This window comes from Rhodococcus sp. WAY2, assembly GCF_009859915.1.
Taxonomy (GTDB): Bacteria; Actinomycetota; Actinomycetes; order Mycobacteriales; family Mycobacteriaceae; genus Rhodococcus_F; species Rhodococcus_F oxybenzonivorans.
On the sequence record NZ_CP046572.1, the window covers coordinates 2,716,207 to 2,729,490 of the forward strand.

At 65.6% G+C, this 13,284-nt stretch carries 16 protein-coding genes; 11 read left to right on the top strand and 5 right to left on the bottom strand.

The window, feature by feature from the left end:
- Together cobT and cobU are read right to left on the bottom strand one after the other, a co-directional pair.
- A complete protein-coding gene (gene cobT / locus GFS60_RS12600; protein ID WP_159921641.1) occupies nucleotides 1-1,098 on the bottom strand; it encodes a nicotinate-nucleotide--dimethylbenzimidazole phosphoribosyltransferase in 1,098 nt (365 codons plus the stop codon).
- The gene (gene cobU / locus GFS60_RS12605) at nucleotides 1,095-1,742 is read right to left on the bottom strand and encodes a bifunctional adenosylcobinamide kinase/adenosylcobinamide-phosphate guanylyltransferase (protein ID WP_159921643.1); all 648 of its coding nucleotides are present in this window, start codon (nucleotides 1,740-1,742) and stop codon (nucleotides 1,095-1,097) included. The genes cobT and cobU overlap by 4 nt, the downstream gene beginning before the upstream one ends.
- A 100-nt stretch (nucleotides 1,743-1,842) precedes the next feature.
- Between cobU and GFS60_RS12610 the strand changes: the two genes are divergently transcribed.
- Nucleotides 1,843-2,079, top strand: coding sequence for a hypothetical protein (locus tag GFS60_RS12610; RefSeq protein WP_159921645.1), 237 nt, complete (start codon nucleotides 1,843-1,845; stop codon nucleotides 2,077-2,079).
- Here the strand turns inward: GFS60_RS12610 and GFS60_RS12615 are convergent.
- A complete protein-coding gene (locus GFS60_RS12615; protein ID WP_159921647.1) occupies nucleotides 2,076-2,732 on the bottom strand; it encodes a DUF3043 domain-containing protein in 657 nt (218 codons plus the stop codon). The two genes, GFS60_RS12610 and GFS60_RS12615, sit on opposite strands and share 4 nt — an antisense overlap.
- 135 nt (nucleotides 2,733-2,867) lie before the next feature.
- Here GFS60_RS12615 and GFS60_RS12620 point away from each other — a divergent pair, with 135 nt between their 5' ends.
- From GFS60_RS12620 to GFS60_RS12650, 7 genes are all read left to right on the top strand, one after another.
- A complete protein-coding gene (locus tag GFS60_RS12620; protein WP_159921649.1) occupies nucleotides 2,868-3,320 on the top strand; it encodes an ArsR/SmtB family transcription factor in 453 nt (150 codons plus the stop codon).
- Nucleotides 3,317-4,357, top strand: coding sequence for a cation diffusion facilitator family transporter (locus GFS60_RS12625; RefSeq protein ID WP_159921651.1), 1,041 nt, complete (start codon nucleotides 3,317-3,319; stop codon nucleotides 4,355-4,357). The genes GFS60_RS12620 and GFS60_RS12625 overlap by 4 nt, the downstream gene beginning before the upstream one ends.
- Before the next feature lie 40 nt (nucleotides 4,358-4,397).
- Nucleotides 4,398-5,054 carry a class I SAM-dependent methyltransferase gene (locus tag GFS60_RS12630; protein ID WP_159921653.1) on the top strand — a complete coding sequence of 219 codons (657 nt, stop codon included), beginning with the start codon at nucleotides 4,398-4,400 and terminating at the stop codon, nucleotides 5,052-5,054.
- A gap of 138 nt (nucleotides 5,055-5,192) precedes the next feature.
- On the top strand, nucleotides 5,193-5,747 hold the full coding sequence (locus tag GFS60_RS12635) for a copper resistance CopC family protein (RefSeq protein ID WP_159921655.1): 555 nt from the start codon (nucleotides 5,193-5,195) through the stop codon (nucleotides 5,745-5,747).
- 125 nt (nucleotides 5,748-5,872) lie between these two features.
- Nucleotides 5,873-6,133, top strand: a complete 261-nt coding sequence (locus GFS60_RS12640) for a hypothetical protein (protein ID WP_159921657.1) — start codon at nucleotides 5,873-5,875, stop codon at nucleotides 6,131-6,133.
- A 190-nt stretch (nucleotides 6,134-6,323) separates the two neighbouring features.
- Nucleotides 6,324-6,674, top strand: a complete 351-nt coding sequence (locus tag GFS60_RS12645) for a HesB/IscA family protein (RefSeq protein WP_109329195.1) — start codon at nucleotides 6,324-6,326, stop codon at nucleotides 6,672-6,674.
- 174 nt (nucleotides 6,675-6,848) lie between these two features.
- Nucleotides 6,849-7,823 (top strand): carbohydrate kinase family protein, encoded by a 975-nt coding sequence (locus GFS60_RS12650; protein WP_159921659.1) that lies wholly within the window; start codon nucleotides 6,849-6,851, stop codon nucleotides 7,821-7,823.
- 72 nt (nucleotides 7,824-7,895) lie between these two features.
- On the opposite strand, the gene asnB is transcribed toward GFS60_RS12650, so the two are convergent.
- Nucleotides 7,896-9,821: an asparagine synthase (glutamine-hydrolyzing) gene (asnB, locus tag GFS60_RS12655; RefSeq protein ID WP_159921661.1), complete on the bottom strand. Its 1,926-nt coding sequence runs from the start codon at nucleotides 9,819-9,821 to the stop codon at nucleotides 7,896-7,898.
- A gap of 252 nt (nucleotides 9,822-10,073) precedes the next feature.
- Between asnB and ctaC the strand changes: the two genes are divergently transcribed.
- Both ctaC and GFS60_RS12665 read left to right on the top strand, forming a co-directional pair.
- Nucleotides 10,074-11,147, top strand: coding sequence for an aa3-type cytochrome oxidase subunit II (gene ctaC / locus GFS60_RS12660; protein ID WP_159921663.1), 1,074 nt, complete (start codon nucleotides 10,074-10,076; stop codon nucleotides 11,145-11,147).
- 41 nt (nucleotides 11,148-11,188) lie between these two features.
- The gene (locus GFS60_RS12665; protein ID WP_109329202.1) at nucleotides 11,189-11,605 is read left to right on the top strand and encodes a cytochrome c oxidase subunit 4; all 417 of its coding nucleotides are present in this window, start codon (nucleotides 11,189-11,191) and stop codon (nucleotides 11,603-11,605) included.
- A 70-nt stretch (nucleotides 11,606-11,675) separates the two neighbouring features.
- Here the strand turns inward: GFS60_RS12665 and GFS60_RS12670 are convergent, their stop codons facing one another.
- Entirely contained in the window at nucleotides 11,676-12,269 is a 594-nt protein-coding gene (locus GFS60_RS12670) for a TetR/AcrR family transcriptional regulator (RefSeq protein WP_159921665.1), read from the bottom strand.
- 68 nt (nucleotides 12,270-12,337) lie between these two features.
- Here GFS60_RS12670 and GFS60_RS12675 point away from each other — a divergent pair, with 68 nt between their 5' ends.
- Nucleotides 12,338-13,273, top strand: a complete 936-nt coding sequence (locus GFS60_RS12675; RefSeq protein WP_236603445.1) for a DMT family transporter — start codon at nucleotides 12,338-12,340, stop codon at nucleotides 13,271-13,273.
- Nucleotides 13,274-13,284: the final 11 nt, after the last annotated feature.

Below are 13,284 nucleotides of genomic sequence, written 5' to 3' on the forward strand. Positions count from 1 at the left end.
TCAGTCCACGTCGGCGACGTCGGCCTCGGTGACGTCGCCGGTGCTGACTCCCGCCTCGTCGAACGTCGCCATGAATGCGAGTGTGGCCACGGCGCCTTGCAGGATCGGTAGTGCGGCCACCGCGCCCGACCCCTCACCCAAGCGCATGTCGAGTTCGAGGAGAGGGTCCAGCTGCAGGTGTTTCAGGGCGATCGTGTGTGCCGGTTCGGTCGACCGGTGTCCCGCGAGCCACCACGCGCGGGCGCCATGGGCCAGTTCCTCGGCAACCATGGCAGCGGCCGTGACGACGACGCCGTCGAGGATCACCGGCGTCCGGCGCGCGGACGCCTGCGCGAGAAAACCTGCCATCGCTGCGATGTCCGCGCCCGACACGGTGCGTAACAAGGCCACCGTGTCACGGACGACGGGCCGAGCGCGGCGGAGGGCGTCGCGGATCACCGCCGTCTTTCGTATCCACCCGGCGTCGTCGATACCGGTTCCCCGGCCCACCGCTGCGACGGGCTCGGTGTCCGTCAGCGCCGCGATGAGCACCGTGGCAGGGGTGGTGTTGCCGATTCCCATGTCTCCGGCGATGAGAAGATCAGCGCCGGAGTCTATTTCGTAGTCCGCGATGGAGCGTCCGGCTTCGATCGCCCGTAGGGTCTCTTCGGTAGTGAGTGCGTCCTCGCGGTCGATCACCCCCGACGAGCGCCGCACCTTGTACGCCGACACCGCCGGATCGGTGTCGCCGTCGACCGACATGTCGACCACGCGCACACTGGCACCCGCTCGGTCGGCGAGAGTGTTGACCGCGGCCCCACCGCCGAGAAAATTGGCGACCATTTGCGCCGTCACTTCGGGGGGATACGCCGACACCCCGGTGCGCGCGACTCCGTGATCCCCGGCGAAGACCACGACGCGGGCCCGCTCGAAAGGTGCGGGCGGACATATTCCCTGGCATGCCGATGCCCAGCATGCGAGTACCTCGAGCCGTCCCAGTGAGCCGGCCGGTTTGGTGAGCTGCAGCTGACGGGCTTCGGCCGTGCGGCGGATCGTGTCGTCCGGCGGGGAAACTGGATCGAACCGACCGGGGTCGTTGCTCACGGACTCGCTCGTCACGCTTGGCCTCTCGTTCGACTGGGAACTGTTGTCCCGGATGCATTCGCGGCGGGTAGGTCTTTCAGGGTCATGGTCAGCCCGGCCACCACGAGGACTGCCCGATCGCAGACCTCGGCCAGCCGGGCGTTGAGGGCGCCGATTTCGTCGCGGAAGAGGCGTCCGGAGCGGGTCTCCGGGATGACCCCGAGGCCGACCTCCGGTGTCACGAGGACGAGGTCACCGGCGTAGTCCCGGACGCTCGCGACCAGTTCCTCCACCTCGCCTGCGAGGGTGCCTCGCGGCAGATCCCAGGCGCCGGCGGCGTCGAACTCCACGGTCAGCCAGGTGCCCAGATCGTCCACCAGGGTGACAGGGGCATCGGTGGACGACCGCAATTGTTCGGCGAGGTCGCGGCCCGGGGCAGTCTCGATCGTGGTCCAGGTGGCGGGACGGCGGACTCGGTGCTGCTCGACGCGGTCCTCCCAATCGACATCGCTGGGCTCACGGCGACTGGTGGCGAGGTAGCGGACCGATTCGGTACCCGCGAGAGTGTGCGCCAGCCGTTCGGCGTATGCCGACTTCCCGGATCGTGCGCCGCCGAGAACTAGGGTTCGCGAGGACCTGTGGGGGAGATCCGGTCGGTTCGGGGGCTCGGCAGGGGGCACGGACCCCAACGCTACCAACCCGACAATTTGGCAGTATTCTGACGTACATCGTCATTTGCGCCACTGTTGGTCGGAAGTAGTCGAGCGGAGACTTTCAGCCATGACTGAGTTCCTCGCGCTCGTAGCGCTCTTGGTAGCGCTGAACGCGGCCGTGATGTTCGCCGGGAAGCGCCTGGGCGCGCCACGCCCGTGGCTTCGCCGCAGCTTCCGCGACAACTTTTTCCGGCCGGGAGCCCCGCCTGTGGATCAGTTGGATGGCCACGACGCCGAACTCGGCCGACTACTCGCCGAGTCGCACCGCGCGCCGCATCACTTACGCAAAGAGGGTGAGTCCTAGATCGCGTCGCCCGGACGAACCCGGGGCTTCGGAGCGCGAAGCTTACGAATCTGCGACGCCCGAACGAACGCATACCAGCCGAGTTTGAAGCCGCCGTCGATCGTATCCGGGAAGCGCTCGCGCACCCGGGAGTTGATCTTGCGACCCAGCCACACGCCTTCTGCGGCCATGAACAGCATCATCACGAGCATCGCCAGCGTCACAATCGCCTGCAGGGCGGGGCTGACGAACATCGCCATGATCAGTACCAGCGCCAGTGGCATGAAAAGTCCGACGAGGTTGCGCCGGGCGTCGACGATGTCGCGGACATACGCGCGGACCGGCCCCTTGTCGCGCGGCAGGAGGTACTTGTCCTCCCCGGCGAGCATGCGGGCGCGCCGCTCGGACGCCGTGGCCCGCCGTTCCGCGGCAGCGATCTTGCGTTCTTCCTTGCTGCCCCGCGTGGCTTTGCGGCGTGCCCGCGCCTCTTTCGCTGTCAGAGGTGCCGGTGCCACAGGTCCTCGCCGCCTCGCTTCCGCGTCGCGGCGTTTAGGAGTCGGACGGCCCTTGCCGACCTGTTCGGCGGACTCGGGTTCCGGTGCCGTGGACGGCGCGGCCGTCTCGGCATCCCGCTTGTCTGAATTGTCCGAATCACCGCGGCGTAGCAATTTCACTCTTCCAGCCTATGGGAAGACGCGGCCACGGGGAAAACTGCCCTCGCACCGAAATGCCGGGTGGCCTCGGCGGGCGAAGGCTTCGTGGGTGCGAGCACTTGCCCGGCTTTCGGGCGTGTGCGTTATTATCTGCGTATGAATGCAGATAACGGTTCATGCCGTCGGCGCTTGCCGGACGATCAGGTTGATCTGGTGGTCGAGGTCTTCCGCATGCTGGCCGATTCCACCCGCGTCCAGGTGCTGTGGGCGTTGGTGGATCGAGAGTTGTCGGTGAATGACCTGGCCGAGCATGTGGGAAAGCCCGCCCCGTCGGTGTCGCAGCATCTGGCGAAGCTGCGGATGGCGCGTTTGGTGCGTACACGGAAGGAAGGCACCCAGGTGATCTACCGGCTGGAGAATGATCACATCCGCCAGTTGGTGACCGACGCGGTGTTCAATGCGGAGCATGCCGGGCCGGGTGTTCCGGGGCATCACCGCACCGGTGACGAGTTGCGGATTCTGCATCCCGAGCGAATGTCGGGTCCGGCTCCGTCTTCGGCAGGTGCCGATATTCCGGCTCCCGCACGTGCGGAAGGTGGCCAGGCATGAGTCACGCACCGAAGCCACCGACTCACACCCACGGCCACGGTCACGGTCACGGTCACGGTCACGGGCATGAGGGTGGGGGCCGGTTCCGGGCGGCGGTGCGGGAGGTGTTCGCCCCGCACAGTCACGACGCAGCGGACAGTGTCGACGACGCCCTCGAATCGAGCGAGATCGGCATTCGGGCGGTGAAGATCAGCCTGGTCGCGCTGGGTGTCACCGCGATCGCTCAGTTGGTGATCGTCGCCGTGTCGGGTTCGGTCGCATTGCTGGCGGACACGGTGCACAACTTCTCCGACGCACTGACCGCGATTCCGTTGTGGATTGCGTTCGCGCTCGGGCGTCGGGCGGCCACTCGCCGCTACACCTACGGGTTCGGGCGGGCCGAGGACTTGGCGGGGCTGTTCGTGGTCGCGATGATCACGCTGTCCGCGGTGATCGCCGGAGTCGAAGCTGTGCGGCGACTGATCAACCCGGTTTCGATCGAGCACGTCGGGTGGGTTGCCGTGGCAGGCCTCGTCGGATTCGTCGGTAATGAACTCGTCGCCCTCTACCGCATTCGGGTGGGCAGCCAGATCGGCTCCGCCGCCCTGGTCGCCGACGGATTGCACGCACGCACCGACGGTTTCACCTCCCTGGCCGTGTTGTTCGGCGCGGGGGGTGTGGCCCTGGGCTTCCCATTGGCGGACCCGATCGTCGGACTGGTCATCACCGTGGCGATCCTCGCGGTCCTGCGCACCGCGGTGCGGGACGTGTTCCGCCGTTTGATGGACGGGGTCGATCCGGAACTCGTCGACGCCGCCGAGGGATCGTTGTCCGTAGAACCCGGGGTGCGTGAGGTGCGTAGCGTGCGGATGCGGTGGATCGGGCACCGTCTGCATGCCGACGTCGAGCTCGACATCGACCCCGAAATCAGCCTGGCCGAGGCGCACCGGTTAGCGCACGAGGCCGAGCACACCTTGACCCATGCGGTGCCGAAATTGTCCACCGCACTCGTCCATGCCTACCCCGCCCACCAACACGTTGTCGTCGGCGCGCCCTGATGCGCGTCGGCCGGGGTAGCTCACCGAAGGGAAAGTCGTCATGGGACTCGGTCAACGACTGCTCGGCGGATCTTACGGACACGCCGACCACTCGAGCGGAGGACTGATTCGGCGCGCCCGGTTATACGAGTGGTTCTCCGCAGTGGGGTTCGGTGGTTTCCGTCGCCGGGTCTTCGACGGCCTGGTCGCGCTGTCCGGTGCGAAGCCGGGGGATGAGGTGCTCGACATCGGTTGCGGAACCGGCATCTTCTCCCGCCGTGCAGCCCGCGTGGTGCGTCCGGGTGGGCGGGTGGTGGGCATCGATCCGTCACCGCCGATGATCGAGTACGCGGCCCGGCGAGCCCTGGCGAACTGCACCTTCGTGATCGCCGGTGCCGAAGACCTTCCCCAGCCGGACGCGTCTTTCGACCTCGTGATCTCCAGCCTGGCCATTCATCACATTCCGACCGAACTGCGCGCGAAGGCGCTCGCAGAGGCGTTCCGGGTACTCAGGCCCGGGGGGAGGCTGTTGATCGCCGACTTCCGGCCACCGCGCAACCGCATCGCCAGCCACCTCGTCGGAGCTGTGAGCGGGCATGCGATGCAGCACAATCCGATCCACGAATTGGCCGGTTCGGTTCGCGGCGCCGGGTTCGTGGTTACCGGGAGCGGTGACCGCTGGCCCCGCCTGCATTACATTCAGGCAACACGACCCTGATCCACGATTTTCAGGCGCTCCCGGCTCGAGACCTATCCTGGTCCGAAAGCTCGCTGCTCCCCTGGAAGACCTTCTTGCCAGCGCGCTGCCTTCGCCGATCGGTGACTGTGCTCGACACCAAAAGAAATGAAGAAACACATGACTTCCTGGTTCACCCGCGCCGTCCTCGTCGCGGCCGCGGTCTTCGCCTGCGCCGCTCTGACCGCCGGCCCGGGAATGGCTCATGCCGCGCTCGAAAGCAGCAACCCGGCCGACGGCGCCCAGATCGATGCCGCCCCGGACAACGTCACCCTGGTGTTCAACCAGGACATTCAACCGAATTTCGCCGCCCTGACGGTGGTGGGTTCCGACGGCGCCCAGTGGGGGCGCTCCGAGCCGGTCGTCGACGGTCGGCTCCTGAGCGTCGACCTCGACGGTCTCGGCGCTGCCGGGCAGTACACCGTCGCGTTCCGGGTCGTCTCCTCCGACGGTCATCCGATCGCCGGCACCTACACCTTCGACCTCACCCAGGCTTCGGCTACTCCTGCCGCCGGTACAGCGCTTTCGGCGACCACGGCTGCGAACACCTCCCAAGCACAGCGAGCGGTGGAGTCCGGTGGATTCCCCGTCTGGATCCTGCTGGTGATCGGTGTGGTGGTCGTCGGCGGCGCGGTCACGTTCATGCTCGCCAGTAAGCCGAACACCCGAAAATAACCTCACGGTTCGTACTCGGCCGTCCACCCCGTCGACATCCGGCGGGGTGGACGGCCGGTCGTGTTTTCGGCCTCCGCTGGACGGCCCGATCTCGGTAAACTTCGGGTACAAGCGAGGTGCTGACGATGTGGACGGTAGCGAAGCTCGAGGTCGAGGATCTGCGGTGGTCCTGGGTGGTGATCGCCGTTGCCGCCGGCCTCCTGGGCCTGCTGGTTCTGCCCCCGATTTACCTCTTCTTCCTCGCGGCCGTGATTGGCTTCGCCGGGATGAGCATGTTCAGCACCCGCACCCACCGCGCGAGCGGTGCCACATTCGCATCTATCGGTCTCGGAATGCTGATTCCGGCCGCGGCAGCACTCGTCCTACAGGGGATCAATTCTCTTTGACGACGGCCGTGGGTGCACGGCGATAGTTAATGGGAACCCCTTCGGTAGTAACCGGAAATCGCGACGTCGGATACCATGGACGGTGATTGCTGTGCGGTCGCGCCGCATAGGCAATGAAACCCGGGAATAAGTCGGGCGCGGAGTACCGTTGAAGCGTTCACGGGTTTGTTACGAACTACAGGGAGAGCCCATGACTGTGCAGAACGAGACCGCCACCCACGGCGTCAAGATGACCGAGGCTGCGTCCGCCAAGGCAAAGGCGCTGCTCGATCAGGAGGGTCGTGACGACCTCGCACTGCGTATCGCCGTGCAACCCGGCGGCTGCGCAGGACTGCGTTACCAGCTTTTCTTCGACGATCGCAACCTCGACGGCGACCTCATCGTCGACTTCGGCGGCGTAGCCCTCGCCGTCGACCGGATGAGCGCGCCGTACGTCGAAGGTGCGTCGATCGATTTCGTCGACACCATCGAGAAGCAGGGGTTCACCATCGACAACCCCAACGCCACCGGGTCCTGCGCCTGCGGCGACTCCTTCAACTGAGTCCCGGGCCGGCCGACAACTGAATCGAAAAGTCTGATGCGGAGCTCAGGTTCCGTGTCAGACTTTTTGGTGTCCGGACACCACTGTCCACCTCGCCGTGCTCCCACCCGATCATGGGTGGTACTGCGGGTACGGTGAGAAATCCCGCCCGAACTCACCGAAAGGCATCCGCCCGTGACAATTGCGGTAACCGGTTCCATCGCCACCGACCACCTGATGCGGTTCCCTGGCCGGTTCGCCGAGCAACTGCTCGCCGATCAGCTCAGCCATATCTCGTTGAGTTTCCTGGTCGATGACCTCGTGGTCCGGCGTGGGGGAGTGGGCGGCAACATCGCGTACGCCATGGGTGTCCTGGGCGGCTCGCCGCTCCTCGTCGGCGCCGTGGGGGCCGACTTCGCCGATTACCGTGAGTGGCTCGAGAGCAACGGCGTCGACTGCACCGCCGTTCGGATCTCCACGACGGCGCACACCGCGCGGTTCGTCTGCACCACGGACGAGGACATGGCGCAGATCGCGTCGTTCTACCCCGGCGCAATGAGCGAGGCTCGCGAGATCGAGCTCGAAGAGGTCACCGCAACCGGTGGAAGTGTCGACTTGGTGCTGATCGGCGCCAACGACCCCGCCGCGATGATCCGCCACACGGACGAGTGCCGGCAGAAGAACATCCCATTCGCGGCCGACCCCTCGCAGCAGCTGGCCCGGCTCAACGGTGACGAGGCAGCGGCGCTGATCAGAGGCGCCAAGTACCTGTTCACCAACGAGTACGAATGGGGATTGCTCCAGCAGAAGACCGGCCTGTCCGAGGAGCAGATTCGTGCGCAGGTCGGCGTCCGGGTCACCACGCTGGGTTCGAAGGGCGTCGACATCGTCGAGTCGGACGGCACCCATACCCGGGTCACCGTCGTACCGGAGAAGGGCAAGGTCGACCCCACCGGTGTCGGCGACGGATTCCGGGCAGGATTCCTCCTCGCGCACAGCGCCGGCCTGAGTTTCGAGCGCTCCGCCCAGCTGGGATCGCTCGTCGCCGTGCTCGTCCTGGAGACAATGGGAACCCAGGAGTGGACTTTCGACCGCGACGAGGCCGTCAAACGGCTGGCCGATGCGTACGGCTCCACCGCGGCCGACGAGATTGCGGCGTTTCTCCCGTAAGAGGCGGCTCCGCCGCTCGTGAGTGGTTGACGAGTCCCTGGACTCGTCAACCACTCACGGGCGGCGGAGCGCCTAGAGGGACACCGGGTACGCAGGCTCCGCGATCTTCGGCGTGATCCGGTTCTCGACGAAGATGCCGTGCCAGACCATAAAGGTCAGGACGGTCCACAGGCGACGGCTGTGATCTGAGACGCCGTCCCGGTGATCGTCGAGCATCTTCGCGACAGCGGCCTTGTCGAGCAGCTGGTCGGTGCCGGACGCGGCGATCTGCTCGTGCGCCCAGTCGAAGAGTTCCGTGCCGCGTAACCAGTGCCGAAGCGGCACGGGAAACCCGAGCTTGGCGCGGTGCAGCACGTGGCCGGGCACGATGCCTTCGAGAGCCTGCCGTAGCGCGTACTTCGTGGTGTTCTTGGTGATTTTCTGGTCCAACGGCACCCGGGAGGCCACCTCGAACACCTCCGGGTCGAGGAACGGCACCCGCAGTTCGAGGGAGTTGGCCATGGTCATCTTGTCTGCCTTGACCAGGATGTCACCACGCAGCCAGGTGAACAGGTCGAGGTGCTGCATGCGGGCCACGGGGTCCCACCCCTGCGACTGGGCGTAGATCGGATCCGTGACGTCCCGATGCGTCCATTCGGGACGGAAATCGCGCAGCACCGTACGCAGCTGGGCGTCGTTGAAGCTGCGGGCGTTGCCGTAGTACCGCTCCTCGAGGGTGAGGGAACCGCGATTGAGCAGGCTCTTTCCGCGTGTCCCGTCGGGGATCCGTTCCGACAAGCGTCCGGCGGCCCGCCGCAGACCCTTCGGCAGATATTCGAACGGCTTCAGTGACAGCGGCTCGCGGTAGATGGTGTAGCCGCCGAACAACTCGTCGGCGCCTTCGCCCGACAGCACCACCTTGACGTGCTTGCGGGCTTCCTTCGCCACGAACCACAGCGGAACGAGGGCCGGATCGGCGACGGGGTCGTCGAGGTACCACACGATTTCCGGGATGGCCGCAGCGAATTCTGCGGGGCTGACCACCTTGACGACGTGCCGTGCCCCGATGGCCTCTGCCGACTCGGCCGCGACGTCGACCTCGGAATAGCCCTCCCGCTCGAAGCCGGTGGTGAAGGTGATCAGGTTGGGATTGTGGCGCATCGCGAGCGCCGCAATGGCCGTCGAATCGATGCCGCCCGACAGGAAGGACCCGACCGTGACATCGGCCCGCATGTGCTTGGCGACAGAATCCTCCAGAGCCGCCGCGATCTCCGCATACCGGGCCTTCTCCGTTCCCGCGGTGAAGGGCTGCACCGGGAAGGTAGGGGCGAAATACCGGGTGATGACCGGTGCCTCACCCGGACGCACCCGCGCGAAGCAGCCCGATTCGAGTCGGCGGATGTCCTTGTGCAACGTCTCCGGTTCCGGCACGTACTGCAACACCGTGTAGTGCTCCACGGCGCGCGGATCGAGGTCCGTACCGATACCGATGAGGTCGGCCAGCTCGAGCAGGCTCTTCTTCTCGCTGCCGAACGCGGTGCCGCCCGTCCCCGTCGCCAGAAACAGAGGCTTGATGCCGAACGGGTCGCGGGCAATGAACAGCTCCCGCGTCTCGGTGTCCCAGATCGCGAACGCGAACATGCCGCGCAGGCGGCGCACAGCATCCTCGCCCCAGTAATGGAACGCCGCGACGATGGCCTCACTGTCGCCCTCGGTCGCGAACCGCGCCCCGAACTGCTCGGCGAGTTCCGCGCGAACCTCGAGGTAGTTGTAGATCTCACCGTTGAAGGTGAGGGCGTACCGCTGCGGGTTCTCGGCAGGACCCCACCGCAACGGCTGGTGGGAGTGTTCGATGTCGATGATCGACAGCCGATTGAAGCCGAACACGAGGTGATCGTCGTGCCACGTCCCGTGCTCGTCCGGCCCGCGATGCCGCAGGCAGTGCATCGCCTCGTCGACCTGTGAGACGGCGTAGTCGCTGGTTTCTCCAGAGGTCAGTAGCCCGAGCAGTCCGCACACAGCGTCCGGTACCTCAATTCAGAATCTGGGATGCTCCACACGGGTGTGGAGAGGTCAGGGAACTCTGCCGGAAAGTATGCCGCAGATTCCCGTGGCGGCCGGTTCCGGCCGTCGAGGACACCGCCCCGGCAGCGGTGGCGACACGACCGCCCGACCCGAGGAGGGACGGCCATCCGCTTTGGTCTACGCTGCGTAGTAATTGGGCCTTCCCATCGGGTGTGCCCTAGTGGAATTTGCGGCGATCAGGAAGGCGTGAACGTGGCGCAAGGTCGGATCCTTCGGCGGGCAGGGTTGGCAGCATCTTTGGGCGTTGCTGCCTTGCTGCTGTCGGGTTGTTCAATCGACAACGAAGTGCTTCGTTTCGGGTGGCCTTCGGGCGTAACCCCGCAGGCAGAACGCATGCGTGAGCTCTGGACCTGGTCGGTCATCGCCGCCCTCGTCATGGGCATCCTGGTGTGGGGCCTCACCTTCTGGGCGGTGATCTTCCATCGTAAGAAGAAGGACTCTCCCGAGTTCCCTCGCCAGACTGCGTACAACGTGCCGCTCGAGTTGGCGTACACCGCCGTCCCGTTCGTCATCATCGCCGTTCTGTTCTACTTCACGGTGGTCGTGCAGAACCACGTCCTCGACAAGGAGGACAACCCCAACGTCGTGGTCGACGTCACTGCCTACCAGTGGAACTGGAAGTTCGGTTACCGCTCCATCGATCTCGGTGACGGCCAGGCCAAGTACGACGGCATCGACCAGGAGGCCCAGGCGGCCGTCGAGGCAGGCGCGGCGTCCGGAACCGAGCACGGGGGCGAGGGCGGTCACGCGCAGCCCGGTGCAATCCACGGCAAGTCCCCGCAGGACCTGTCCTACCTGCACTACGACAAGATCGAGACCATCGGCTCCAGCCAGGAGATCCCGATCCTCGTCTTGCCGACCGGTAAGCGGATCGAGTTCGAGCTCGCTTCCTCTGACGTCATCCACTCCTTCTGGGTGCCGGAGTTCCTCTTCAAGCGGGACGTGAACCCGAACCCTAAGGAGAACCAGTCCGACAACGTCTTCCAGATCAGTGAGATCGAGAAGGAAGGCGCCTTCGTGGGACGCTGCGCCGAGATGTGCGGAACGTTCCACGCGATGATGAACTTCGAGGTTCGCGCCGTGAGCCCGGAGAAGTTCGCGCAGTACATCGATCTGCGTAAGCCTGCTGACGAGGGTGGCCGGGCGCTGACCACGGCGGAGGCTCTCGAGGCTATCGGCGAGTCGCCTGTGGCGACCTCCACCTCACCGTTCACCACCGATCGCGGCTACCAGCAGGCGAGCGGTGTCGAAGGTAACTGACCCCGCTGCTGATACCTCATTGACCAAGGACAAGTGCTGATATGAAGATCGAAGCCAAGCTCTTCGAGATCCTGACGGTATTCTTCATTCTCGTCGCGATCGTCTACGGCGTGTTCACCGCCGTCTCCCGGACCGGTATCGAGTGGGCGGGTCTGACCGGCATCTGCCTGTCGGCGGGCCTGACATTGATCATCGGTACCTACTTTCGGTTCGTCGCCCGCCGTCTCGACACCCGGCCCGAGGACTACGAGGACGCAGAAATCGCCGACGGCGCCGGCGACCTCGGGTTCTTCAGCCCCGGAAGCTACTGGCCCATTCTGCTGGCCGGTGCAGCGGCCCTCGCCGGCCTCGCGCTGGCGTTCTTCCAGCCCTGGATGATCGTTGTTGCAGTTGTTGCCGTGTTGGCGGCAGCGGCAGGCCTGGTCTTCGAGTACCACGTCGGACCCGAAAAGCACTGAGCATCAACACCCCATGGCGGGGCGTCGGAATCCTAAGGGATTTCGGCGCCCCGCCGTTGTTGTCGCATCACTAACGGGCGGCCGCGCGTAGCAGTGCCTGTGACCGAGCCGACGCGAGGATGAGTGCGTCCTCGAACACGTGAAGACCATGTGCCACCAGAGCCCCCTCGTGGAGCAGCATGAAGGTGCAGGCAAGTTCGTGTGCGTCTGCCACTCCCGCGTCGGCGCATACCTGCGTGAACAATGCGAGCATCCACCGCTTCTGCTCGATGATGACGCGGTACCCCGGATGGGCTGGGTCGCTGATCTCGGCGTGTGCGTTCACCATGCTGCAGCCCTTTGTGCTGTGCTGACCGGCCCAGTCGCGGGATGCGTCGAAGATAGCCTTCAGGCGTCCGTCCGGTGAGCTGCCCGCTGCGTCGAGATAGCCGGCAAGGAACAGTCGCCAGCGCTCGTCGCGGTCGGCGAGGTACTCGACCACGAGCTGTTCCTTGGACCCGAACCGGTCGTACAGCGTCTTCTTCGTGACGCCCGCCTCCGCGGCGATGAGATCGACCCCCACAGCGGAGATTCCGCGCTCGTAGAACAAGCGGTCGGCTGCGGCCAGGGCGCGTCGGGCCCCCGGGGTCAGCGTGACTCGTCTAGGTTCCGGCACTGTGCCCATGACAGAAGTATACAGATCGGTATATCGTTGGTTTTGCTACACAGATCTGTATACCCGGGAGGTTCTTCGTGAATGTACTTCTCGCTGCGGCCTTCGTCGTGTGCTGGAGTTCGGGCTTCATCGGAGCGAAACTCGGGGCCGGCACCGCCGATCCCATCACCCTGCTCATGTGGCGGTTCCTGCCCCTCGCGGTGGTGCTTGTCCTCTGCACAATGCTCTTCGGACTCCACCGCTGGAGAAGCCTCCGACTGCACACGGTGCGGCGCGAGATTGTCATCGGCGCGCTGTCGCAGACGGGCTACCTCCTCACCGTCTACCAGGCAATCGGCTTGGGGGTCTCCAGTGGGACCACGGCGCTGATCGACGGTACTCAGCCTCTCGTCGTCGCCGTACTTGCCGGACCGCTGCTGAGGGAGTATGTCGGGCCGCGGCAATGGTGGGGTCTGGCGCTCGGTGTGGCCGGAGTCGTGACGGTCACCGCCGGCGATGCCACCTCGTCCGGGGGAGTGGTGTGGTGGGCGTATCTGGTGCCGTTCGCGGGGATGCTCTCACTGGTGGCCGCGACGTTCTTGGAGCGCCGCTCACCTCGGGACACCGACCCCACGGTGTCGCTGACGATCCACTGTGTCACCAGCGCGGTGTTGTTCACCGCGATGGCGGCAGCGGGCGGAGATGTGACTCCACCGGCTGACGCCACATTCTGGCTTGCCGTGACCTGGTTGGTGGTTCTGTCCACCTTCGGCGGCTACGGCCTGTACTGGCTGGTGCTGCGACGCAATGGTATCACCCGGGTCAATACGCTGATGTTTCTGATGGCACCCGTGACCGCGGTGTGGGGGGCCGTGGCCTTCAGTGAGCCCTTCGGAGCCCTCACCGCGACAGGCCTGCTGTTGTGTCTCGGTGCAGTGACAGTGGTGTTCCATGCGCAGTCGCGAGAGGAGGGAGGAGATGCAGCTCGTCCCATAGAGGCAGGGCCCCGAACCACAAGTGGTTCGGGGCCCTGACCAGCGCGGGG